At 62.0% G+C, this 19,723-nt stretch carries 26 protein-coding genes and 1 tRNA gene; 19 read left to right on the top strand and 8 right to left on the bottom strand.

From position 1 onward, the window contains the following. Positions 1 to 348 precede the first annotated feature (348 nt). A complete protein-coding gene (locus tag HWE01_RS19115) occupies positions 349 to 813 on the bottom strand; it encodes a ferritin-like domain-containing protein (RefSeq protein WP_241822590.1) in 465 nt (154 codons plus the stop codon). A 569-nt stretch (positions 814 to 1,382) separates the two neighbouring features. Between HWE01_RS19115 and HWE01_RS19120 the strand changes: the two genes are divergently transcribed. From HWE01_RS19120 to HWE01_RS19180, 13 genes are all read left to right on the top strand, one after another. After that, a complete protein-coding gene (locus HWE01_RS19120) occupies positions 1,383 to 1,580 on the top strand; it encodes a CsbD family protein (RefSeq protein WP_008326470.1) in 198 nt (65 codons plus the stop codon). Positions 1,581 to 1,618: 38 nt separating this feature from the next. Next, positions 1,619 to 1,801, top strand: a complete 183-nt coding sequence (locus HWE01_RS19125; RefSeq protein ID WP_008326472.1) for a hypothetical protein — start codon at positions 1,619 to 1,621, stop codon at positions 1,799 to 1,801. A 339-nt stretch (positions 1,802 to 2,140) separates the two neighbouring features. Continuing rightward, on the top strand, positions 2,141 to 2,455 hold the full coding sequence (locus HWE01_RS19130) for an ElaB/YgaM/YqjD family protein (RefSeq protein WP_008326473.1): 315 nt from the start codon (positions 2,141 to 2,143) through the stop codon (positions 2,453 to 2,455). Positions 2,456 to 2,574: 119 nt separating this feature from the next. Then, the gene (locus HWE01_RS19135; RefSeq protein ID WP_008326484.1) at positions 2,575 to 3,138 is read left to right on the top strand and encodes a ferritin-like domain-containing protein; all 564 of its coding nucleotides are present in this window, start codon (positions 2,575 to 2,577) and stop codon (positions 3,136 to 3,138) included. A gap of 73 nt (positions 3,139 to 3,211) precedes the next feature. Next, complete coding sequence (locus HWE01_RS19140; RefSeq protein WP_058894511.1) at positions 3,212 to 3,424, top strand: CsbD family protein; 213 nt, start codon at positions 3,212 to 3,214, stop codon at positions 3,422 to 3,424. A gap of 177 nt (positions 3,425 to 3,601) precedes the next feature. Continuing rightward, positions 3,602 to 3,979 carry a hypothetical protein gene (locus HWE01_RS19145; protein ID WP_008326487.1) on the top strand — a complete coding sequence of 126 codons (378 nt, stop codon included), beginning with the start codon at positions 3,602 to 3,604 and terminating at the stop codon, positions 3,977 to 3,979. 72 nt (positions 3,980 to 4,051) lie between these two features. Beyond that, the gene (locus tag HWE01_RS19150; RefSeq protein ID WP_008326489.1) at positions 4,052 to 4,381 is read left to right on the top strand and encodes a BON domain-containing protein; all 330 of its coding nucleotides are present in this window, start codon (positions 4,052 to 4,054) and stop codon (positions 4,379 to 4,381) included. Between the two features lie 341 nt (positions 4,382 to 4,722). Next, positions 4,723 to 5,352, top strand: coding sequence for a response regulator (locus HWE01_RS19155; protein ID WP_006464715.1), 630 nt, complete (start codon positions 4,723 to 4,725; stop codon positions 5,350 to 5,352). 81 nt (positions 5,353 to 5,433) lie between these two features. Beyond that, entirely contained in the window at positions 5,434 to 5,931 is a 498-nt protein-coding gene (locus HWE01_RS19160) for a response regulator (protein ID WP_034349866.1), read from the top strand. 160 nt (positions 5,932 to 6,091) lie between these two features. Continuing rightward, a complete protein-coding gene (locus HWE01_RS19165; protein ID WP_034349868.1) occupies positions 6,092 to 8,125 on the top strand; it encodes a PAS domain-containing sensor histidine kinase in 2,034 nt (677 codons plus the stop codon). Positions 8,126 to 8,415: 290 nt separating this feature from the next. After that, on the top strand, positions 8,416 to 8,586 hold the full coding sequence (locus tag HWE01_RS19170; RefSeq protein WP_008326507.1) for a CsbD family protein: 171 nt from the start codon (positions 8,416 to 8,418) through the stop codon (positions 8,584 to 8,586). A gap of 175 nt (positions 8,587 to 8,761) precedes the next feature. Further along, complete coding sequence (locus HWE01_RS19175; RefSeq protein WP_241822591.1) at positions 8,762 to 9,181, top strand: hypothetical protein; 420 nt, start codon at positions 8,762 to 8,764, stop codon at positions 9,179 to 9,181. A 44-nt stretch (positions 9,182 to 9,225) separates the two neighbouring features. Continuing rightward, a complete protein-coding gene (locus tag HWE01_RS19180; protein ID WP_008326509.1) occupies positions 9,226 to 9,441 on the top strand; it encodes a YMGG-like glycine zipper-containing protein in 216 nt (71 codons plus the stop codon). A 103-nt stretch (positions 9,442 to 9,544) separates the two neighbouring features. Here HWE01_RS19180 and HWE01_RS19185 read toward each other — a convergent pair whose 3' ends face one another. After that, positions 9,545 to 9,925: a hypothetical protein gene (locus HWE01_RS19185; RefSeq protein WP_241822592.1), complete on the bottom strand. Its 381-nt coding sequence runs from the start codon at positions 9,923 to 9,925 to the stop codon at positions 9,545 to 9,547. Positions 9,926 to 10,135: 210 nt separating this feature from the next. Then, on the bottom strand, positions 10,136 to 10,294 hold the full coding sequence (locus tag HWE01_RS19190; RefSeq protein WP_006464722.1) for a DUF3309 family protein: 159 nt from the start codon (positions 10,292 to 10,294) through the stop codon (positions 10,136 to 10,138). Positions 10,295 to 10,793: 499 nt separating this feature from the next. On the opposite strand from HWE01_RS19190, the gene HWE01_RS19195 reads away from it, so the two are divergent. Genes HWE01_RS19195 through HWE01_RS19210 form a run of 4 tightly spaced genes read left to right on the top strand, consistent with a single transcriptional unit; the run spans position 10,794 to position 14,668 of the window. Then, positions 10,794 to 12,113: a CmpA/NrtA family ABC transporter substrate-binding protein gene (locus tag HWE01_RS19195; protein WP_502798457.1), complete on the top strand. Its 1,320-nt coding sequence runs from the start codon at positions 10,794 to 10,796 to the stop codon at positions 12,111 to 12,113. A gap of 59 nt (positions 12,114 to 12,172) precedes the next feature. Further along, positions 12,173 to 13,120 carry a nitrate ABC transporter permease gene (gene ntrB, locus HWE01_RS19200; RefSeq protein ID WP_241822593.1) on the top strand — a complete coding sequence of 316 codons (948 nt, stop codon included), beginning with the start codon at positions 12,173 to 12,175 and terminating at the stop codon, positions 13,118 to 13,120. Positions 13,121 to 13,132: 12 nt separating this feature from the next. Next, positions 13,133 to 13,945 (top strand): ABC transporter ATP-binding protein, encoded by an 813-nt coding sequence (locus HWE01_RS19205; RefSeq protein ID WP_175345070.1) that lies wholly within the window; start codon positions 13,133 to 13,135, stop codon positions 13,943 to 13,945. Positions 13,946 to 13,978: 33 nt separating this feature from the next. Further along, positions 13,979 to 14,668, top strand: coding sequence for a methyl-accepting chemotaxis protein (locus HWE01_RS19210; RefSeq protein ID WP_241822594.1), 690 nt, complete (start codon positions 13,979 to 13,981; stop codon positions 14,666 to 14,668). A 95-nt stretch (positions 14,669 to 14,763) separates the two neighbouring features. Here the strand turns inward: HWE01_RS19210 and HWE01_RS19215 are convergent, their stop codons facing one another. Both HWE01_RS19215 and HWE01_RS19220 read right to left on the bottom strand, forming a co-directional pair. Then, entirely contained in the window at positions 14,764 to 15,138 is a 375-nt protein-coding gene (locus tag HWE01_RS19215) for a DUF423 domain-containing protein (RefSeq protein WP_175345072.1), read from the bottom strand. A gap of 33 nt (positions 15,139 to 15,171) precedes the next feature. Next, positions 15,172 to 15,633 carry a hypothetical protein gene (locus HWE01_RS19220; RefSeq protein WP_008326518.1) on the bottom strand — a complete coding sequence of 154 codons (462 nt, stop codon included), beginning with the start codon at positions 15,631 to 15,633 and terminating at the stop codon, positions 15,172 to 15,174. A 487-nt stretch (positions 15,634 to 16,120) separates the two neighbouring features. On the opposite strand from HWE01_RS19220, the gene HWE01_RS19225 reads away from it, so the two are divergent. Together HWE01_RS19225 and lldD are read left to right on the top strand one after the other, a co-directional pair. Continuing rightward, complete coding sequence (locus HWE01_RS19225) at positions 16,121 to 16,879, top strand: FCD domain-containing protein (RefSeq protein WP_241822595.1); 759 nt, start codon at positions 16,121 to 16,123, stop codon at positions 16,877 to 16,879. An 11-nt stretch (positions 16,880 to 16,890) separates the two neighbouring features. Next, positions 16,891 to 18,039, top strand: coding sequence for an FMN-dependent L-lactate dehydrogenase LldD (gene lldD / locus HWE01_RS19230; protein WP_241822596.1), 1,149 nt, complete (start codon positions 16,891 to 16,893; stop codon positions 18,037 to 18,039). 188 nt (positions 18,040 to 18,227) lie between these two features. Here the strand turns inward: lldD and HWE01_RS19235 are convergent. The 3 genes from HWE01_RS19235 to pal form a co-directional block, all read right to left on the bottom strand. Further along, positions 18,228 to 18,303, bottom strand: a tRNA-Lys gene (locus HWE01_RS19235). 102 nt (positions 18,304 to 18,405) lie between these two features. After that, positions 18,406 to 19,161: a tol-pal system protein YbgF gene (ybgF, locus tag HWE01_RS19240; protein ID WP_175344127.1), complete on the bottom strand. Its 756-nt coding sequence runs from the start codon at positions 19,159 to 19,161 to the stop codon at positions 18,406 to 18,408. A gap of 5 nt (positions 19,162 to 19,166) precedes the next feature. Continuing rightward, entirely contained in the window at positions 19,167 to 19,685 is a 519-nt protein-coding gene (pal, locus tag HWE01_RS19245) for a peptidoglycan-associated lipoprotein Pal (protein ID WP_008326545.1), read from the bottom strand. Positions 19,686 to 19,723 lie beyond the last annotated feature (38 nt).

A 19,723-nucleotide genomic window follows, 5' to 3' on the forward strand; every position in this document is an offset into this window, starting at 1 on the left:
ATGCTGGATGATCCGCGGGTGAAGGCGGCTTATCTGGGTGAGGGATGATGGGTGGTTTCAGTGCGTGGTGAAGAAACCGGTAAATGATATAAATCATTTGCAGTGAAATCCCATGAAAAAGCGCAGCTCTCGGGCTGCGCTTTTTTTTGTTTGAAGGCTAACTACTGAGCCTGAATGAATTTTTATGTCGGGCGACATTTGTCGCCTCTCCGGCGTCGATCTCCCCCCAACGCCCCGAGCCTGAAAATGAAAACCCCGTGTTCGAGAACACGGGGCCCGGGATCAAGCCTGATGTACAGCCGGCGCAGGACTTCTGACTTCTTCGGAACAGAGAGGTGTCTGGTCCGATCAGGCCGCCTTGCGCGCCCGCACCTCATTGCGCAGGCTGCGCACCTTGTCATGGTTGGCCAGGACACCCTGGTACTGACGCTCGATGATCAGTCGGATATCGGTGGGAAGCTCTTCGCTCAACGCCTTGCGATAGGCGTTGACGGCGGCATCCTCTCCGTGTTCGCATTCGTCCAGGATGCTCTCGTCGTCACGCCCCGTGATGGCGCTCTTCACGTTCACCCACTGTCGATGCAGCGCCCCGCCCAGCGTACTGTGGCTGGCCGGCTCGCCGCCGAGGCGATGCACCAGAGCCTGCAGGTCCAGAGCCGCCTGGCCGCAGGCAGTGGCCCGCTGCAGGAAGGTTTCCTTGTAGGGAATGTAGCGCTCCTGGGCATCCTCGGCACAGGCCCGGAAACCCTTTTCGCCATCGATGGAAATCTGGATCAGATCGTTGAGGGTGGAAATGAGGTGGTCGTTGGTCATGTTGTTTCCTTTCTCCTGGAAAGCCGCTCCCGCCATCATTCAGCGAGCGGGACGGCGTGAACAGGCATCAGCTCAGTGGACGAAGAAATAGATCAGAACCAGCAGCAACGCCGGTACGCCACACAGCCATGCGAGGAAGTACTTGCCCATGATGTTCTCCTTGTCGTCAGCGGGTCAATGGTCAGCGCTCGGATTGGCACCGGCGAGAAGCAAGCCCGTCCGTCGCTGCACGTTTTCATCCTAGGAGCCAGCCGTGTGCAATTCCATCGGACTGGGCCGCAAGCCGATGTAGGAAACGGCCGTGCTTGAGCGCCCGACGGCGCCGCGACGAAACCGCCAGTCCGGCCGAAACCCCAATGCTGACAAGGCTTTCCGCTTTGTCCTACAAGACAATCGGCCGCCGTCCTATAGAGCGGGACAGTGACCGCTCGCTATGATTTTTCTCATGGTCTCCAGGCGCGCTGAACGCGTCGCAGCCGCAGCCATCGCGGTGCAGGACCGCAGTGCCGCAGGTGCCCGGATTAGCTTTGGGCATTCATGTTGAACCCTTGAGCAGGAGCAAGCACACCATGAACAAGAAGACGATCACCGGTCAGTTCAACTTTGCCCTGGGCAAGCTCCAGGAAAGTGTGGCCTCCGTGCTGGGCAATGTGAGCCTGCAGCGCGCCGCCCAGCGCCGGCAGATGGATGGCCGCATCACCCATGCGGTCGGTCAGGCACAGGATCTGATCAAGCGCTCGCTGCGCCAGCGCGCCGGTTCGCTGTAAGGCGGCACCGTTTCGACGCCAACGCAAGGAGAGAACTGATGCGTTTTGGAAAGACATTCCTGTGGGCTGCCGGCATGGCCGGCTTGGCTGTCGGTGCCAGCCTGCGCATGCTGGCGCGCCAGGCGCAGCGCCGTGAACAACGCCAGCAGGAAGTGGCACTGCAGCGCTGGGAAGACGAGGGCGGCAGTGCCCGCATCGTGGCACGGCGCCGTATCCGATGAGCGCAGGCGAGCAGGCTCGATGGGCCGTTGTCCTACACGGCAATCGGGCTGGCGCCGATACAAAGCGCGACAAGCCATCGGTATCGTGCAACTGACTGACTGACTGGCTGAGGCAGGCAAGGATGACGCCGGGCCAGGACGCAAGCGCCCGGCATCAAAAAAAACAAGGGAGGAGATCATGGACAAGCTCGTACTCGGATGGCTGCTGGGAGTGCCGGTGCTGGTGCTCATCGTGCTGCAGTACCTGCTGTGATCAGCGCCCTGCACACACCCCACACCGGATGGCCGGGCCAGCCCCGCCGTCCTGATCAAACCGCAACGAATTCAAGGAGGGCAAGCATGCAAGCCAACAAGTTCAAGACCGTTCGTACCGATGTGCAATCGCTGTTGCAGCAGGCGCAGGACATGTTCGCCGAAGCGGCCAATACCACCGGCAAGAAGGCCGATGATCTGCGCGCGGGTGCCCAGGACTTGCTGGAGCAGGCGCTCAATACCGCCCAGGATGCCCAGGCTGCCATGGTCGAGACGGGGCGCCAGATCGTTACCAGTACTGACGACTACGTGCAGTCCAACCCCTGGCGTGCCATTGCCATCGGCACCGGTATCGGCCTGTTGGTCGGTCTGGCCGTGGGCCGCAGCGCGGACCGCTACTGAGCAGATCCGTCAACGTATTTTCCCGGAACCCGGCGGCCCGCGCGGCAGGCCGGATCCAGCCAGGCGCCAGGGGCCTTTCGACGACCGCAGCGCATTAGTCAAGAAACCGGAGAGAAGGAATGACCATGACCAAGAATCCACCGAAGACCGACGTCAAGAACAAGCAAGACTTCCACCTCGACAAGGATGCCATCCGCGCCGCCGCCAGGAAGATCGATGACGGCGCCGTCACCGAAGGCTATCGCGGCAATCGCGAGGAAGTCATCGCCATGTTGAATGACGCCCTGGCCACCGAACTGCTGTGCGTGATGCGCTACAAGCGTCACTACTACACCGCCAAGGGCCTCAATGTCGAAGCCATCAAGGGCGAGTTTCTGCAGCACGCACAGGAAGAACAGAGCCACGCCGATCAGATTGCCGAACGTATCGTGCAACTCAATGGCGAACCCGACTTCAATCCCAAGACCATCGCCGAGCGCAGTCATGCGCAATACGATGAGTCCGACAACATCAAGGACATGGTCCGCGCCAATCTGGTGGAAGAGCGTGTGGCCATCGAAGCTTATCGCCAGATGATCGAACGCATCGGCGACGATGATCCGACCACCAGGCACATGCTCATCCAGATCATGGCGCAGGAAGAAGAACACGCCGATGACATGAGCGATCTGCTGGGCCTGTAAGCCCACCGCAGTGCCTACTGGAGCAGAAGGATATTTCGGGAATCCATTCCCCCAACTTTGCAAGGAGACCGACATGAACTGGGACATCGTTGAAGGCAACTGGAAGCAATTCAAGGGCAAGGCCAAGGAGCAATGGGGCAAGCTGACCGACGACGACCTCGACGTCATCGCCGGCAAGCGCGACCAGTTGGCCGGCCGTGTGCAGGAAGCCTACGGCGTGAGCAAGGACGAGGCTGAAAAGCAGATCCGCGACTGGGAAGACCGCAACAAGGACTGGCGCCAATAAGCCGACCATGCGTGGCGCAGCAGCCTCGCCAGTGCGCAGGCCCGACGAGGCTGCCGCAAGGTGCTGGTGTATGAGCGTCAGTGAGTGAAAGTGCAGGACGCAGGCCGGTCCCCATGCCGGCCTGCATAAGAATACGGCCCCAGGCCGCAACCCAAGCAAACCATGAGGAAGGACACAATGAAAAAAATCATCGCAACCATGATCTTCGGCGCAGCCGCTATCGGCCTGCACGGTGCCGCCTTTGCCGCCGATCCGGCAGCGGCCCAGTACAAGGCAGACAAGGCCAAGGCTGACGCTGACTACAAGACGGCCAAGAAGAAGTGCGGTCCTCTGAAGGGTAACGACAAGGACGTCTGCGAGAAGCAAGCCAAGGCTGATCACGAATCCACCATCGCCGACGCCAAGGCCAAGCGCAAGGGTGCAGAGGCCGACAAGGACGCCATGAAGGACAAGAACGACGCCAACTATGACGTCGCCAAGGAAAAGTGCGATGCCATGAGCGGTGATGCCAAGGACAAGTGCGTGGCTAACGCCAAGGCCAAGTACGGCAAGTAATTTCGCTGGCAAGAACCCATTGCCTTCCTGACGCAATCACCTGATTGCGCAACAAATCAAAGGAGTTTCATCATGTCGCTGACCAAAATGTCTCTCACCAAGCGTTTCCTCGGTTTCTTCCTGGCCCTGTTCATGGTTTCCCTGGTGGGCTGCGCCTCCAGCCCCGGCAAGGAAGGCACCGGCGAGTACGTCGATGATGCCGTCATCACCACCAAGGTGAAGGCCGCCATCTTCAATGAACCGAACCTGAAGTCCGCGGAAATCAATGTCGAAACCTACAAGGGCGTGGTCCAGCTCTCCGGCTTCGTCTCCAGCTCGACCTCCGCTGCCCGCGCCACCGAACTGGCTCGTGGCGTCAAGGGTGTGGTCTCGGTACGTAATGACCTGCGCCTGAAGCAATAAGCCGGGGAACTTGCAAGCGCGTGACCGGTCTCTTGACCGGTCCGCGCTTTGTCAGTTCGTGGACTGCCGCTTGCCAAGCGCATCGCAACGATCCGGTGCGTTTCGCAAGAAGACAGGTCAGGACCTGTCAGGTATAGTTGGAACACGTCGCTGCCACGCAGGGGCAGGCCACTGGCCTGTCAGGACAGGGAGGCAGCGACGAAGAAGGCCGCAGACCGTGCATCGATCATGTTGCCGTACGCAATCATGTGCAGGGTCCGGTACGGAATCGAGTACAAACATAAAACAGGTCCCATCAGCGCCCAGGGCGCTGAAGTTTCAATTCACCGCTCAAAAATGCCATGACAAAAATACTTGTAGTCGATGACCACGCGGTCGTACGGGCAGGTGTGCACCACTTCATTTCGGAAATTCCGTCGATGGAAATCGGCGGCGAGGCCAGCACGGCGGAAGAAGCCATCCGCCTGGTGCGTACCCAGGACTGGGATATCGTGTTGCTCGATATCGCCATGCCCGACAAGAGTGGCGTGGAAGTCTTGAAGCAGATCAAGCGTGAAAAGCCGGAGCTGCCGGTGCTGATGCTGTCGATGCACCCCGAGAGCCGCTATGCGGTGCAGGTGCTGCGCAGCGGCGCCTCCGGCTACGTGCAGAAGGAAGCGCTGGCCACCGAGCTGGTCAACGCCATCAACACCATCCTGCGCGGGCACAAGTACATCAGCTACGGCGTGGCCGAGCTGCTCACCAGCGAGCCGGTGGATTCCGAGAAGCCGCTGCACGAGACGCTCTCGCAGCGCGAGTACGAGATCTTCTACAAGCTTGGCCAGGGCCAGGGCGTGACGCAGATCGCCGACGAGCTGTGCCTGTCGGTCAAGACGGTCAGTACCTACCGTTCGCGGGTGCTGCAGAAGATGAGCATGACCAATAACGCGGACATCATTTATTACGCGATCAAGAACAACCTGATCGACTGAGCCCTGACACCCCGGGCGGATATGTTGCCGTGACGGCCGATCTGGCCGCGCGGCAGGCAAGGAAAAGTGGTACGGCGCATCATGGATGACATTCTCAACAGCAGGCTCCAGCGCGACAGCGACGGGACGTCCTTGCGGATCTTCCTGGTGGAGGATTCGGAGGACGTACGGGACCTGATCGTGGAGAGCCTGGCCGAGATCGCCGGTGTACGCCTGGTGGGGTACGCCGAGAGCGAGCTGGAGGCGTTGCGCCATCTGCGTGAGAACAGCTATGACGTCCTGATCCTGGATATCCAGTTGAAGCAGGGCAACGGCATGAGCCTGCTGCAGGCGCTGGCCCGCTCCAATACGCGGCGCCAGAGTGAGCTCAAGGTGGTGTTCAGCAATCATGTGAGTCCGACGTATCGGCGCGTGGGAGTGCAATGCGGGGTGCAGCACTTCTTCGACAAGTCCTCGGAGCTGCCGCTGCTGTGTGATCTGCTGGAGGAACTGGCCAGACAGAGAGCAGGGCGAACCGGGCGGAGTTCGTCGAGCAACAATACGCCACCGCAGGGGCCGGCCCAGACGGGCGGGATGTAAGTTTTTTTGCTGCATCAATTTGCGCAGCCAGCCAGCATGTCGCCAGGGTAGTTCGGCGCGACCTTGATGGACCAGACAATCAGAACCGATCATGGCAGGCACGCCGCCACAAAAGGCGCGCATGTGGCACGGGTCGCACTAGAGCAAGGGATTTTCGACGATGCAGAAGAACAATGACGGCCTTCGTCCGTCCTCCGCCGATCTCCAGAACAGCGCATCGGTAGAGTATTTTGCCGCGTCCCACGCGCATGACAGCAGCATGGTGACGCTGTCCATGGGCCTGTCCATGGCAGTGATCCTGCTGGGTGTGGTGGTGCTGGTGACGGGCTTGCTGGGCGAGGAATACCGGCGTTTGCTCTCGGGCCTGCTGGAGGTACGGGAGGTGACGGCAGCGGGCTTCATTCTGGGCGCTTCGGCGCTCTATCTGCGCTGCATGAATTCGAGTGCCCGCCGACCCTCCCTGCGCCAGCTCGGCACTGCGCTGGCCGCACTGCTGCTGGTGCTGGGCCTGGCCACACTGGTGCACGGGGGCATCGTTTTTCTGGGATGGCTGCCGCTGGATGGCACCCATCCGATCTCGCCGCTGGCCATTTCCCCCTTGCTGTCGGTGGGCTTCGTGCTGATGGCCCTGGCCCTGCTGCTGCAGGACTGGCGCCTGCTGGGCGGTTATTATCCGGCTGAATACCTGTCCTTCACGCTGGTGGGCTTGTCGGCCATTCCGCTGGTGGGCTATCTGTATGACGTGCCCCAGTTCATCTATCTCGATTTTCCGCTGCCGGTATCGCTGCTCTCGGCGCTGGTGTTCGCCCTGCTGGGGGCGGCGCTGCTGATGGCGCGTCCCTCCCATGCGCTCATGGCCGTGATCCTGCGCATCGCGCCGGGCGGCCAGATGCTGCGCCACCTGCTGCCGCAGACCTTGTTCCTGCTGCTGGCCTTCAGTCTGTTGCTCAACTGGGGCATGACGCATGGCTGGATCCTGCCGGAACTGGTGCTGCCGACGCTGACGCTGATCAACGGCGTGATCGTGCTCTTCATCTTCTGGGGCTCGGCCAGCCGGCTCGACAGCGAATATGGCGAGCGTACGCGCAATGCGCAGAAGCTGGCCGAAACCAGTGCTTTGCTCAATGCCGTCAGTGAAAGCACCAGCGATCCGATCTTCGTCAAGAACCGACAGGGCCTGATGATCTTTGCCAACCCGGCGACCTTGCACAAGCTGGGCAAGACCTGGGAAGAGACCATGTACCGTTCCAGTCGCGAGCTCTTCATGGTGCAGGAAGAGGCCGATGTCGTGGATCGCGATGACCGCCGCGTCATGGCCTCGGGCAAGCCCGAGAAGCTGGAGCAGACGTTGCACTTGCCCGAAGGCGTGGTGACCTTCCAGACCGCCAAGGTGCCCTGGTTCGGCAAGGATGGCAGCGTACAGGGCGTCATCGGCATCAGCACCGATATCACCGAGCGCAAGCAGGCCGAGGATGAATTGCGCCAGCGCGAAAGCCAGCTGGAGAAGACCGTGATCCAGCGTACCGCGCTGCTGCGCGAACTGACCAATCACCTGGAGACGGTGCGCGAGGAAGAAAAACGCGCCATCGCGCGCGAGCTGCACGACAACATGGGGGCGTCGCTGACGGCCTTGTCGATGCACCTGGAGGGGGTTTACCAGATCCTGCCGCCGGATGAAAAATGGGCCGACCGCAAGACCCGCATGCAGGGCCTGATGAAATCGCTGGTCGCCACCACGCGGCGCATCCAGACCGAGCTGCGGCCCAATACGCTGGACCTGTTCGGCCTGAAGGCAGCGATCTCCGAACAGCTCGACGAACTGCATGAGCGCACCGGCATTGCCTGCCACGCCAGCCTGCCCGATGAAGACGTGGACGTGGGGCATGAGATGGAAATCGCCATCTACCGCATGTTGCAGGAAATGCTCAACAACGTGACCAAGCACGCCAAGGCCAGCAAGGTCGACGTGATCCTCGACGTCGACGAGGATCACGTGGCGCTGACCGTGCGTGACGATGGCGTGGGTATTCCCGAAGAGCGGCGCGACAACCACAAGACCTACGGTCTGCGCGGTCTGCGCGAACGGGCCACGTTCTTTGGCGGAGAGGTCGATATCCGCTCCACGCCGGGCAAGGGGGCGCTCATCAGCATCAGCCTGCCGATCCGTCCCGAGCTGGTCTCCAGCGAGACCTGAAGGGCCTGCGCAGCACTGCCTTCACGATCCAGTCATCCCCTCTGAAAGCCGCCCCCAGGGCGGCTTTCTGCGTTTTGGTGAGTTTTTCTGTGCGGTCCGTTTTTCCGTCACGGGTTTTCGTTTTTTCCTACGCGCGAAAGGGCGACTCTCTTATGTCGCCGCCAAAGGCTCATCGTTACCATGGATTCATCGTCACACACCGCCCGACGGGCCGCAAGACGTGACGGAGCCGGCAGTGCGCCCAGTGCGACGCCGGATGACCATCAGGCAAACAATCCAAAGGAGCCATCATGAACAAGGACCAGATCAAAGGCAGCTTGAAGGAAGCGGCAGGCAAGGTGCAGCAGAAGACCGGTGAGCTGACCGGCAATACCAGCCAGCAGGTCAAGGGCGCCGCCAAGCAGGTCGAGGGCAATGTCCAGAAGACCTATGGTGATGCCAAGGAAGCGGCCAAGGACTGAGTCTCCTGACCCGGATGTTCCGGCAGGGCGTGCGGGTCGGGAAGAGGATGCCGGAAGCGCTTGTAGGAAAACGCCTACACCAATATCGGAAACGGCTGATTTTGTGATGCAGCAATTTCCGCGACCATGTGGTCATGGTGCTGGTAGAGCCGTGAATTGCCAAAGAGTTCACGGTTTGCCGCATGAAATTTTTGCTCACCGCCAGAAGGGATCCCTGAAAGGGCAGACCATGAAAAAAACAGTCGGTATTTGCATGCTGGCAGCCGCTTCGGCTTTCGCCTCTCACGCCTTCGCTGAAACTCCCCAAACCGTTGACGGCGCTGCGCGCTGGTCGGCTTCCACGATGGACCGTCACATGCCGGTCGATGCGGCGCGTCTGCATACGCTGGGGCAGAAAAAATTCCGTTACATGGACATGGCCGAGACCCGGCGCTCCAAATCCCTGCAGAATGCCGTCTTGCTCTATGGCGCCCGTGCCGAAGGCAAGGCAGGGGATGGGCAACGCGGCAACGCCAAGGCCGCACCCAGCATACCGGTTTATCGTGATCATGCGCAGCCTCGGCGGCCGCGCGTGATCATGCGCCCGTCGACCTGAGCGGCGGCCGCATTCTCTCATTGGATAAAGAGGAAGGAGTCATCATGAAGACCATGCAGAAACTGGCAGTGACCTCGGTCGCCATCTGTGCCTTTGCCGCCCTGACCGGTTGCAGCGGCATGACCCAGCAGGACAAGAACACCGCCATCGGTGCCGGTGCCGGTGCCGTGGGTGGCGCCGTACTCACCGGTGGCAGCGCCATCGGGACCGTCGGCGGTGCCGCCGTGGGCGGTGTGATCGGCAATCAGGTCGGCAAATAATCCGCTGGCGCTGCCCTGACAACAGGGGCAGCCACATCAACAACGCCGCCACGGGGTGACCCGTGGCGGCGTTGTCGCATCTGCTGCATGGGCATGGGCCGGCTTATCGGGCAGCGCGCTTGCGTGAGTGGGAGTGTGCTGCCGGTTTGGTCGGGGTAGTCTCGGGCTGGGCCGCCTTGTAATCATTGAAGATGCGCAGGGCGCGCGCCGTGTCCTGCTTCCTGGCCTCGGCGGCCTGCTGGCGGCAGGCTGCGGCCTCCTTCCTCTTGAGCTTGAGGCACTCCTTCTTCGCTTGCGCATAGGCGGCAGCGGTTTCCTTGTTGAGGTTGTCCAGGCGCTGTTGCGGGCTGTTGTCCTCCTGATACCAGCGTGGCGGATCGGATTGGCTGACATCTTCTTCAGCGGCGTGCGTGGTACCGGCGCAGAGCATGGTCAGGGCCGCCAGGAAAGCGGGCAGGGTGGAAGCGAGCAATTTATTGTTCATCTGGTGTCAGCCTCATCACGTTACGGGACAGGGGGCCGATCGCGTGAGCTGGCCTCGGCACATTGCGAGGCGACGCGCACAAGCAAACGGCGCGGTCGGTGACAGGCACCGACCGCGCCGTTTTCCCGTCCGCCACCGGATGGTATCAGGCTTGCGGGAGGGGAGGGTAGGGGCGCAGGACAGTCGGACAGGCCCAACTGTCGCCCCGCCTTATATCTTGCCCAGCAGTAGCAGGATCAGCAGGATGATGACGATGGTGCCAGCAATACCGCTGGGACCATAGCCCCAGCCGCGACTGTGCGGCCAGGCCGGAATCACGCCCAGCAGGATCAGGATCAGGACGATGAGCAGGATGGTACCGAGGGTCATGGAGGTTCTCCTTTCTTATTGAGTTCGTTCTTGCCCGCCAGGGTGCAAGCGCCGGGTCAATCGTGAAGCTGGACCCATCTTAGGGGGAGCGCGGCCGCGGCACGATCAGCGCGCCACGCAATGTGCTGTAGGAAAACCCGGCAAGCGCGGGTAGGTAACCGCGCCCCAGCGAGCGCTGCCAACTTGGTGCAAAGCACAATGGAAGTGCGGCCCGCGCCCGATTTGATCGCGCCGGACAGCTGCTGCCGGCCGCCCTGGCACGCCTGGAGGCTGCCCGCAATCGCAGTGCCGGCAAGGCTTTACGGTCGGTGATCCGGTTCTGGCACGCTCTTTGCTGAACTCCGTACAAAGCGCAGCAATGCGCAAGCAATGTGAGGGTGCGGCCAATGGCGGTCCTGCCCTCCAGGACAAAGGCGTCTTCCGATATGGCTCATCCATGTCGGGACACGCCTTTTTTGTTTGGGCTTTCATCAAACCGCAACGCAAGGGGAAAGGTGCTATGGAATCCAGGAGTCAGGTGGACAAGGCAGGCGCGCCGCTGTCGGGCAAGCAAGGCGCACAAGGCCAGACGATCACGGCAGCCGCCGGAGTCAACGGCAAGCGCCGCACGCTTGTGCAGGGTGCCGCAGTGGCCGCCGGTGGCGGCATGCTGGGCCTGGCGCCGGGCGGTGCCTGGGCGGCCGGTTCGGACAAGCCCGAAAAGGAAGAAGTCAAAATCGGCTTCATCCCCCTGACCGATTGCGCCTCGGTGGTGATGGCCTCGGTGCTGGGTTTCGACAAGAAGTACGGCATCAAGATCGTCCCCAGCAAGGAAGCCTCCTGGGCCGGCGTGCGCGACAAGCTCACCAACGGCGAACTGGACGCGGCCCACGTGCTGTATGGCCTGATCTACGGTGTGCAGCTGGGTATCGGCGGACAGAAAAAGGACATGGCCGTGTTGATGGGGCTGAACCACAATGGCCAGGCCATCACCTTGTCCAAAAAGCTGGCCGAGAAGGGGGCCGTCGATGGTGCCTCGCTCTACAAGCTCATGCAGACCGAGAAGCGCGAATACACCTTTGCCCAGACCTTCCCCACCGGCACCCACGCCATGTGGCTGTATTACTGGCTGGCCGCCAATGGCATCAATCCGATGAAGGACGCCAAGGTCATCACCGTGCCGCCGCCGCAGATGGTGGCCAATATGCGGGTGGGCAACATGGATGGCTTCTGCGTGGGCGAACCCTGGGGGCATCGCGCCATTGTCGATGGCGTGGGCATCACCGCCATCACTTCCCAGGACATCTGGAAGGACCATCCGGAGAAGGTGCTGGGCACTTCGCGCGAATTCGTACAGAAATACCCCAACACCTGCCGCGCGATGATGGCTGCCATCCTGGAGGCCAGCAAGTGGATCGATGCTTCACTGGTCAACAAGAACAAGATGGCCGAAGTGATCGCCGACAAGTCCTATGTGAACACCAGCAAGGACGTGATCGACCAGCGCATCCTCGGCCGCTACCAGAACGGCCTGGGCAAGACCTGGGACGATCCCAACTACATGAAGTTCTATGAAGAAGGCCAGGTCAACTTCCCCTTCCTCTCCGACGGCATGTGGTTCATGACCCAGCATCGCCGCTGGGGCCTGTTGAAGAGCGATCCGGATTACCTGGCCGTGGCCAAATCGGTGAACCAGATCGATCTCTACAAGGAGGCCGCCGCCATGACCAAGACACCGCTGCCCAAGGAGGTGATGCGCAGTTCGAAACTGGTGGATGGCATCGTGTGGGACGGCAAGAATCCGGCGGCCTACGCGCAGTCCTTCAAGATCAAGGTGTAAGCAGCTGTGGCCGCAGGCCGGAGCCATTACGGTGAAGTATATCGAGCAAGGGGAAAACGATGAGTGCAGTCGCAGAAAGCATCATGGGTGACAACGCCAAGCCCGCCGGCAACAGCCATGGCGGATCTGTTGTCGCCATCGAGCCGGCGCGCACGGCGCCCGCCAACCAGGCGCTGACAGCGCCCGCCGCCTGCCCTGCCAGGACGCGCAGCCTGCGCAGGAAGCTTGCCGCTGGCGGTCTGTTCATGCGCGTGGTGCCACCGCTCCTGGGTATGGCGCTGCTGGTGCTGGTATGGCAGATCATCGCCTTGAAGACCGCCAGTTTCCCCACGCCATGGGTGACCCTGAAGGAGGCGGGCGTGATGTTCTCCGATCCCTTCTACCGCAACAGTCCCAATGACCAGGGCATAGGCTGGAACGTGCTGGCCTCGCTGCAGCGGGTTGGCATGGGCTTCGGGCTGGCGGCGCTGGTGGGCATTCCGCTGGGCTTTGCGATCGGCCGGGTGGAATTCCTCTCGCGCATGTTCGGCCCCATCATCAGTCTGCTGCGTCCGGTCTCGCCGCTGGCCTGGCTGCCCATTGGCCTGCTGGTCTTCAAGTCGGCCAATCCGGCGGCGATCTGGTCGATCTTCATCTGTTCGATCTGGCCGATGATCATCAACACCGCCGTCGGTGTGCAGCGCGTGCCGCAGGATTACATGAACGTGGCGCGGGTCTTGAATCTCTCCGAATGGAAGGTGCTGACCAAGATTCTCTTTCCCTCGGTATTGCCCTACATGCTGACCGGCGTACGTCTTTCCATCGGTACCGCCTGGCTGGTGATCGTGGCCGCCGAGATGCTGACCGGGGGCGTGGGCATCGGCTTCTGGGTCTGGGATGAATGGAACAACCTGAACGTGCCGCACATCATCATCGCCATCGTTGTCATCGGGGTGGTGGGGCTGGTGCTGGAACAGTTGCTGGTGGCGCTGGCCAAGGCATTTACCTACGAGCAGGTCAACAACTAAGGGACGCGGATCATGGACAACCTCAACGGCAAATTCATCGACATCCACGGTGTGGAGATGGTGTTCCACACCAGGAAGGGCGTCTTCCATGCCCTGCGTGAGATCAACCTGACGGTGGCCAAGGGCGAGTTCGTCACCCTGATCGGCCACTCCGGTTGCGGCAAGTCGACCTTGCTGAACCTGATTGCGGGTCTGCTCCAGCCCAGCGAGGGCGTGCTGCTCTGTGCCAACCGCGAGATCGGCGGCCCGGCGCCGGAACGTGCGGTGGTGTTCCAGAACCATTCGCTGCTGCCCTGGCTGACCTGCTACGAAAACATCTATCTCGGTGTGGAGCGTGTCTTCGGGGCGACCGAAAATCGCACCCAGTTACGCGACCGTACCCGTGCCGCGCTGGCGCTGGTGGGCCTGACCGCCGCCGAGAGCAAGCGCCCCAATGAAATCTCCGGCGGCATGAAGCAGCGCGTGGGCATTGCCCGTGCGCTGGCCATGGAGCCCAAGGTCTTGCTGATGGATGAACCCTTCGGCGCGCTGGATGCCCTCACGCGCGCCCATCTGCAGGATGAGTTGTTGAAGATCGTCGCCAAGACCGACTCCACGGTGGTGATGGTGACCCACGATGTGGATGAGGCCGTGCTGCTGTCGGACCGCATCGTGATGATGACCAACGGTCCCGCCGCAACCATCGGTGAGATCGTGGAGGTGAAGCTGCCGCGTCCGCGTGACCGCGTCACCCTGGCGCAGGATGCGCAATATGGTGCCTATCGCACGGCGGTGCTGGAATTCCTGTATCGCAAGCAGGCGCATCCGGCGCGCGAGGCCGCTTGAGCCGGCGATCAATTGCATGGGAAGGAGATGTTCATGAGCAGCCTGGCTGTCATCGAGGAGAGCCCCGCCGCAGGGGCTGAACCGCCCGAATCCGCACCGCTGTCCGGCGAGGTGTTCGGGGCCTTGATCAATCTCTCGGGCCGCCGCCGTTTCACCTCGCAGCGGCTGGTGCTCTACGCTGTGTTGGCCGCTCAGGGCCAGCAGGAGGCGTGCGCCACAGCGCGCGAAGCGCTGGCGCTGTTTCGCAGCGCGCACACGGCCCTGATCCGGCGCTCGGCCGGCTTGCCCGGCGTATTCTGTCCGGAACTGGAAGAGGTGTATTTCGGACGCAGCCGGGGCGATGCCCGCATCACCGCCTTCGCCGAACTGGCCCAGCGCGCGCTCAATGCCATCGAAGACAAACTGAAGACCGCACCGGCCCTGCTGGAACAACTGGTGCAGGAAACCACGCCCTTGCTGGCGGTGTTGAACGAGATCACGGCGGTCTATGAAGCGCAGTCCAAGAAACATGCACGGCTCATGCGCGAGCAGCTGCGCGGCATCATGACCGACATCGAAACCATCGCGCGCGAAGCCAAGATGGTGGCCTTCAACGCCCGCATCGTGGCAGCCCGCTCGGGCCAGGCCGGCAAGGAATTCTCGGTGGTGGCCGGGGTGCTCTCCAACATCACCGGCGAGATCGATGAACTGGTCAAGGAAGCCTTGAGCGGTGCCGCGGCCTGAGCGGCTGCCTTTGCGCATCGTTAACGGCGGTTTAATGCTTCTGCATTGAGCATTCAATCTGGCTTAATGCCGGTCGATGGCAGTCTGCGTACAGCTTACCGGCTCTTCAGTGCTGCCCACGCCACCAGCAGCCAGGCCGCCAGGAAGGCCACGCCCCCCAGGGGAGTGATCGCTCCGAGGATGCGCGTGCCGGTCAGGGCCAGCAGGTAGAGGCTGCCGCTGAAGATGACGATGCCTGCCAGCATCAGCCTGCCGGCCCAGGTCAGCGCGGTACCGGCCATGCGCGGCATCAGCAGGGCGACGGCGATCATGCCCAGGGCGTGCATGACCTGGTAGGTCACGGCGGTATGCCAGATGGCCAGCATCTCTGCGGAAATCATTTTCTTCAGGCCATGTGCGCCAAAGGCGCCACAGCCGACGGCCACGAACATGTTCAGCGCGCCGGCGGCGATCAGGGTACGTTCTTTCATCGTGCTTGCTTTCGCTCAGGTGGGGTGTGCGCTTCAGTAGTTGGGCCGCAAGCCCTTGCCCAGTCGATACTCATGTCGCAGGACGAACTGCGACGTGGCAATCAGCCCCGACAGGCCCAGGATCAGCTGCGTGAGCGTATCCGGCGGCAGCACCCAGACACTGCCGGCCGGTGCGGCCACGTTGGCGGCGGCGCTGATGACCGGGGCGGCCCAGGAAGCCTCTTCGCTCACGTCCAGCAGGATCTGGCCTTCGGGCGTGGTGTGCAGGTAGATCTCGCCGCCCAGCTCCAGCGTGAAGCAGATGCCCTGGCCGGCGTTGACGGTATTGATCTTGTGGCGGAAGACCACGGCCTGCAGTTCGCGGTTGTAGGTGTCGATCCAGGTGTCGACTTCCTGCACGTTCTGCAGCACGATCCACGCACGCGGGGCAGGGATGGTGTCGGCACCGGCAACGGCGTCATCGGGGAAGATCGGTTCGGGGGCTTGCTCGGACATGGTCGCTGCGGGAGTCGGGGAAGGCTGCAGTATATAGGATCGCCGTCACGCCGATCCGCGCCTCTTGCCACCCTTCACCCGGAACGGGCACACGCTCTTTGCGCGCGGACCGGAAATCCGGGAGCCCATCGTCGGCGAATTCCTCGACAAGCTCGGCCTGCCTGCGCCGCGCCAGGCTCAGTAGGCCAGGCGCTACGCCTCGTTGGTGAGCACGTCCATGGCCGCATGGGTCAAATGAAGGATTCGGCAGGCATCGGCGTACCTGCTGCCGTTGCGCCCCGGTCTCCCGAAAAAAGATGAAGGTTTGCGCTATTTTTCGCGAGGCGGGACGTTGCGCCGGGGGACTGCCTGCGCACCATGGCGTGCATGAGTGGTCGGACCACTTTGCAAACGCTTTGTGCATTCTGTCTGGGTGCCTCTACAATCGGGCTCAAGTTCTCCTCACGTCCTCCGCAAGTGGTCCGACCACCAAGAAAGCGAGCCGCCCATGACAGCCTCTCCCCTGGTTGACCGCCTGGCCAGCCTGATCGCCCGGCGGGCGCTGGCGCCGGGCCAGAAGCTACCGTCTGAACGGGCGCTGGCCGCGGAATTCGGCGTCTCGCGCTCATCCCTGCGCGAGGCCATCGGCGTGCTCACCAGCCGGGGCGTGCTGGTAGCACGTCATGGCGGTGGCACCTTCCTCGCTGCAGATGAGCACGCGGCACTGACCGATCCGATTGCCGAGGCCCTGCAACCGCTGGCGCCGCTGGCGCGCAGCGATGCCGGTTACTGGAAGGACGTGACCGAGATCCGGTTTTCGCTGGAAGGCGATGCTGCCTATTTCGCTGCCCTGCGCGCCAGCGAGGAAGACAAGCGGCGGCTGCAGCAGGCCTACCTGGCCGTCTCCACCGCACCGCTCGATGACCTGGCCGCCCAGGCTCGCACCGATGCGGCCTTTCATCTTGCCATTGCCCAGGCTTCGCGCAATGTGGTGCTGCGGCAGGTGATGTCGGGTCTCTTGCGGCTGCTGGAAATCAGCATTGCCGACACCTTGCGGCAACTGTACCGGCTGCCCGACATCGTGGCCCAGCTGGATTTGCAGCATCGTCAGATCCTCGATGCCATCCTCGCCGGCCGCGCCGAGGAAGCCCGTCAGCATGCCAATGCCCATCTCGAGTTCGTGCAGCAGCGCCTGCTGGACATCGAGGAAGCCCCCGCCCGCGCGCGTCGTGCCGCGGCAGTCCGGAACGCATTTCCTTCACCTTGACAAGGACCGTCATGATCATCTCGTCCACTCACGATTACCGCGAAGCCGCCCGGCGGCGCTTGCCGCGCTTCCTGTTCGATTACATCGACGGCGGCGCCTACGATGAACACACGCTGGCGCGCAATTCGCTGGACCTGCGCCAGCTGGCCTTGCGTCAGCGCGTGTTGAAGGAAGTGGGCGAGGTTGATCTCTCCACCACCTTGCTGGGCCAGTCGCTGACCATGCCGCTGGCGCTCTCGCCTGTGGGCCTGACCGGGATGTATGCGCGGCGCGGCGAAGTACAGGCGGCGCGGGCGGCGGAGAAGGCGGGCATTCCCTTCACCTTGTCGACGGTGTCGGTGTGCCCCATCGAAGAGGTGCAGCAGGCGGTGACGCAGCCGATCTGGTTCCAGTTGTATGTGTTGAAGGATCGCGGCTTCATGAAAAATGTGCTGGACCGCGCCTGGGCAGCGGGGGTGCGTACGCTGGTGTTTACGGTGGACATGCCGGTGCCGGGGGCGCGTTATCGTGACCGGCACTCGGGCATGTCAGGGCCGAATGCGGCGCTGCGCCGCTATTTGCAGGCCATCACGCATCCGCGCTGGGCGTGGGATGTGGGTGTGCTGGGGCGTCCGCATGATCTGGGCAATGTCTCCGCCTATCTCAACAAGAAGACCGGGCTGGAGGATTATGTGGGCTGGCTGGGGGCCAATTTCGATCCGGGCATTGGCTGGCATGACCTGCAATGGATACGTGACTCGTGGCAGGGAAAGATGCTGCTCAAGGGCATTCTCGATCCCGAAGATGCGCGCCAGGCGGTCAGTTTCGGTGCTGACGGGATTGTGGTTTCCAACCATGGCGGACGCCAGCTCGACGGCGTACTCTCGACCGCGCGCGCCTTGCCGGAGATTGCCAGCGCGGTCAAGGGCGAGCTCGCCATCCTGGTGGATTCAGGCGTGCGCTCGGGGTTGGACGTAGTGCGCCTGTTGGCCTTGGGGGCTGATACGGTGATGCTGGGGCGTGCCTTCATTTATGCGCTGGCGGCGCAGGGGCAGGCCGGGGTGGAGAATGTGCTGGGACTCTTTGCCAAGGAGATGCAGGTGGCCATGACCTTGACGGGGGCGCGCAGGATTGCGGAGATCGGTGCGGAGAGTCTGGTGAATGGGGCGAAGCGATCCTGAGGCAGGGGGCCTGCGAGGATGTTGGTCATTTGCCGTCCCCCAGTGAGTTGATCGAACGCTTGGTCTGGATTTTCCGGTTCCGGCAGAATTCCGGCAAAGACCAGTTTTTGAATGGGCAGTCCGTAGCTACGGACGAAAAAAAAGCACTCCGATTTCTCGTAAGTGCTTTCTTTTCTACTGCAAATTCCTGGTAGGCCGTGCGGGACTCGAACCTGCGACCAACGGATTAAAAGTCCGCTGCTCTACCAACTGAGCTAACGACCCGAAAGACCGCTATTATAGGCAAATGCTATCGCTGGTGTCAACACCTTGGCGTCACAAACGACCATCGGTCGCGTGTCACGCCAGAACAGACAGCCGAATGCCTTACTTGAGCGAGGCCATCCTGTCCTTGCCGGTCTGCGCGGCAGGGGTGTTCGGATACTTGGCGATCAACTGTTCCAGGGTCTTCTTGGCCGCTGCCTTGTCCTTCAGTTCGGCTTGCGAACTGGCGATGTTGAGCAGGGCGTCAGCAGCCTTGGGGTTGTCCGGATAATTCTTCACCACCACCTGCTGCGCAGCAATGGCTCCCTTGTAGTCGCGCTGGGCGTACAAGGCATTGCCTTGCCAGTATTGCGCCGAGGCGGCATAGGCCGATTGCGGATAGCGTTTGAGGAAGTCGGCAAAGGCATTGGCCGCCCCCTTGTAATCGCCACCCTTGAACTGCGACAGGGCCGCATCATAGGCCTGCTGTTCGGACACGCCCACAGCGACCGTCTGGCCATCCACCTGCACCTGTTGCGGCTCCAGCTTGCGCAGGCGGGCATCCAGGTCGACGTAGAAATCCTTCTGGCGTTGCTGGGCGTTGGTGATCTCGTTGGTCAGCACCTCGATCTGGCCACGCAGCGCCGCAATCTGGGATTGCAGATTGTCATTGCGATCAGAAAGGGTCAGGACACTGTTCTTGTCAGCCTTGTTGGCGACGTCACGCTGCAGGGCCTCGATCTTGGAACGCATGTCCAGGATGGCCTTGCGCGCCTCGTCATCATCAAACAGGCCGGCACGGGCGGTAAGCGGTAGGAAAGCCGTGGCGGCCAGCATGGCCGCCACGGTTACCGATTTCAGTTTGAAAGCGGTATACATGACGATTATTGGTAAGCGATGTCAGCGCGACGGTTCTCGGCGTAGGACGCTTCATCCTGGCCCAGTGCCTTGGGCTTTTCCTTGCCGAAGGAAACCGCTTCCACCTGGGCATCCGACACGCCCAGCAGGACCAGTGCCTTGCGGACGGCTTCAGCACGCTTCTGGCCCAGGGCCAGGTTGTATTCGGCGCCGCCGCGATCATCGGTGTTGCCCTGGATGATCACCTTGCGGTCCTTGTGGGCCACCAGGTACTTGGCGTGGTTTTCGATGACGGTACGGTATTCCGGCTTGACGGTGTAGCTGTCATAGTCGAAGTACACGCTACGCTTGGCCAGCACGCCTTGCGGGTCGTTCAGCGGATCGACGGAACCAGCGTTGACAGTGCCCACGGCGCGGGTGTCAGCGCCGTTGCTGGCGCCGTTCTGCACGGGAGCGTTGGCCTTGTCGTCCAGCTTGGTCGACGAGCAGGCGGCCAGCAGAACAGCGCTGGAGACGATGAGGGCGAAGGTACTGATAGTGCGCATTTTGGATTTCTCCTTGTCGTGATGAAAGTGATATTGGA

It is taken from the genome of Herbaspirillum sp. C7C8, assembly GCF_022627875.1.
Lineage (GTDB): Bacteria > Pseudomonadota > Gammaproteobacteria > Burkholderiales > Burkholderiaceae_D > Herbaspirillum.

Excerpts from the sequence above, each read along its gene's own strand:
- HWE01_RS19115 (WP_241822590.1), bottom strand. The coding sequence starts at position 813 with ATGACCAACGACCACCTCATTTCCACCCTCAACGATCTGATCCAGATT.
- HWE01_RS19120 (WP_008326470.1), top strand. The coding sequence starts at position 1,383 with ATGAACAAGAAGACGATCACCGGTCAGTTCAACTTTGCCCTGGGCAAG.
- HWE01_RS19125 (WP_008326472.1), top strand. The coding sequence starts at position 1,619 with ATGCGTTTTGGAAAGACATTCCTGTGGGCTGCCGGCATGGCCGGCTTG.
- HWE01_RS19130 (WP_008326473.1), top strand. The coding sequence starts at position 2,141 with ATGCAAGCCAACAAGTTCAAGACCGTTCGTACCGATGTGCAATCGCTG.
- HWE01_RS19135 (WP_008326484.1), top strand. The coding sequence starts at position 2,575 with ATGACCATGACCAAGAATCCACCGAAGACCGACGTCAAGAACAAGCAA.
- HWE01_RS19140 (WP_058894511.1), top strand. The coding sequence starts at position 3,212 with ATGAACTGGGACATCGTTGAAGGCAACTGGAAGCAATTCAAGGGCAAG.
- HWE01_RS19145 (WP_008326487.1), top strand. The coding sequence starts at position 3,602 with ATGAAAAAAATCATCGCAACCATGATCTTCGGCGCAGCCGCTATCGGC.
- HWE01_RS19150 (WP_008326489.1), top strand. The coding sequence starts at position 4,052 with ATGTCGCTGACCAAAATGTCTCTCACCAAGCGTTTCCTCGGTTTCTTC.
- HWE01_RS19155 (WP_006464715.1), top strand. The coding sequence starts at position 4,723 with ATGACAAAAATACTTGTAGTCGATGACCACGCGGTCGTACGGGCAGGT.
- HWE01_RS19160 (WP_034349866.1), top strand. The coding sequence starts at position 5,434 with ATGGATGACATTCTCAACAGCAGGCTCCAGCGCGACAGCGACGGGACG.
- HWE01_RS19165 (WP_034349868.1), top strand. The coding sequence starts at position 6,092 with ATGCAGAAGAACAATGACGGCCTTCGTCCGTCCTCCGCCGATCTCCAG.
- HWE01_RS19170 (WP_008326507.1), top strand. The coding sequence starts at position 8,416 with ATGAACAAGGACCAGATCAAAGGCAGCTTGAAGGAAGCGGCAGGCAAG.
- HWE01_RS19180 (WP_008326509.1), top strand. The coding sequence starts at position 9,226 with ATGAAGACCATGCAGAAACTGGCAGTGACCTCGGTCGCCATCTGTGCC.
- HWE01_RS19185 (WP_241822592.1), bottom strand. The coding sequence starts at position 9,925 with ATGAACAATAAATTGCTCGCTTCCACCCTGCCCGCTTTCCTGGCGGCC.
- HWE01_RS19190 (WP_006464722.1), bottom strand. The coding sequence starts at position 10,294 with ATGACCCTCGGTACCATCCTGCTCATCGTCCTGATCCTGATCCTGCTG.
- HWE01_RS19195 (WP_502798457.1), top strand. The coding sequence starts at position 10,794 with ATGGAATCCAGGAGTCAGGTGGACAAGGCAGGCGCGCCGCTGTCGGGC.
- ntrB (WP_241822593.1), top strand. The coding sequence starts at position 12,173 with ATGAGTGCAGTCGCAGAAAGCATCATGGGTGACAACGCCAAGCCCGCC.
- HWE01_RS19205 (WP_175345070.1), top strand. The coding sequence starts at position 13,133 with ATGGACAACCTCAACGGCAAATTCATCGACATCCACGGTGTGGAGATG.
- HWE01_RS19210 (WP_241822594.1), top strand. The coding sequence starts at position 13,979 with ATGAGCAGCCTGGCTGTCATCGAGGAGAGCCCCGCCGCAGGGGCTGAA.
- HWE01_RS19215 (WP_175345072.1), bottom strand. The coding sequence starts at position 15,138 with ATGAAAGAACGTACCCTGATCGCCGCCGGCGCGCTGAACATGTTCGTG.
- HWE01_RS19220 (WP_008326518.1), bottom strand. The coding sequence starts at position 15,633 with ATGTCCGAGCAAGCCCCCGAACCGATCTTCCCCGATGACGCCGTTGCC.
- HWE01_RS19225 (WP_241822595.1), top strand. The coding sequence starts at position 16,121 with ATGACAGCCTCTCCCCTGGTTGACCGCCTGGCCAGCCTGATCGCCCGG.
- lldD (WP_241822596.1), top strand. The coding sequence starts at position 16,891 with ATGATCATCTCGTCCACTCACGATTACCGCGAAGCCGCCCGGCGGCGC.
- ybgF (WP_175344127.1), bottom strand. The coding sequence starts at position 19,161 with ATGTATACCGCTTTCAAACTGAAATCGGTAACCGTGGCGGCCATGCTG.
- pal (WP_008326545.1), bottom strand. The coding sequence starts at position 19,685 with ATGCGCACTATCAGTACCTTCGCCCTCATCGTCTCCAGCGCTGTTCTG.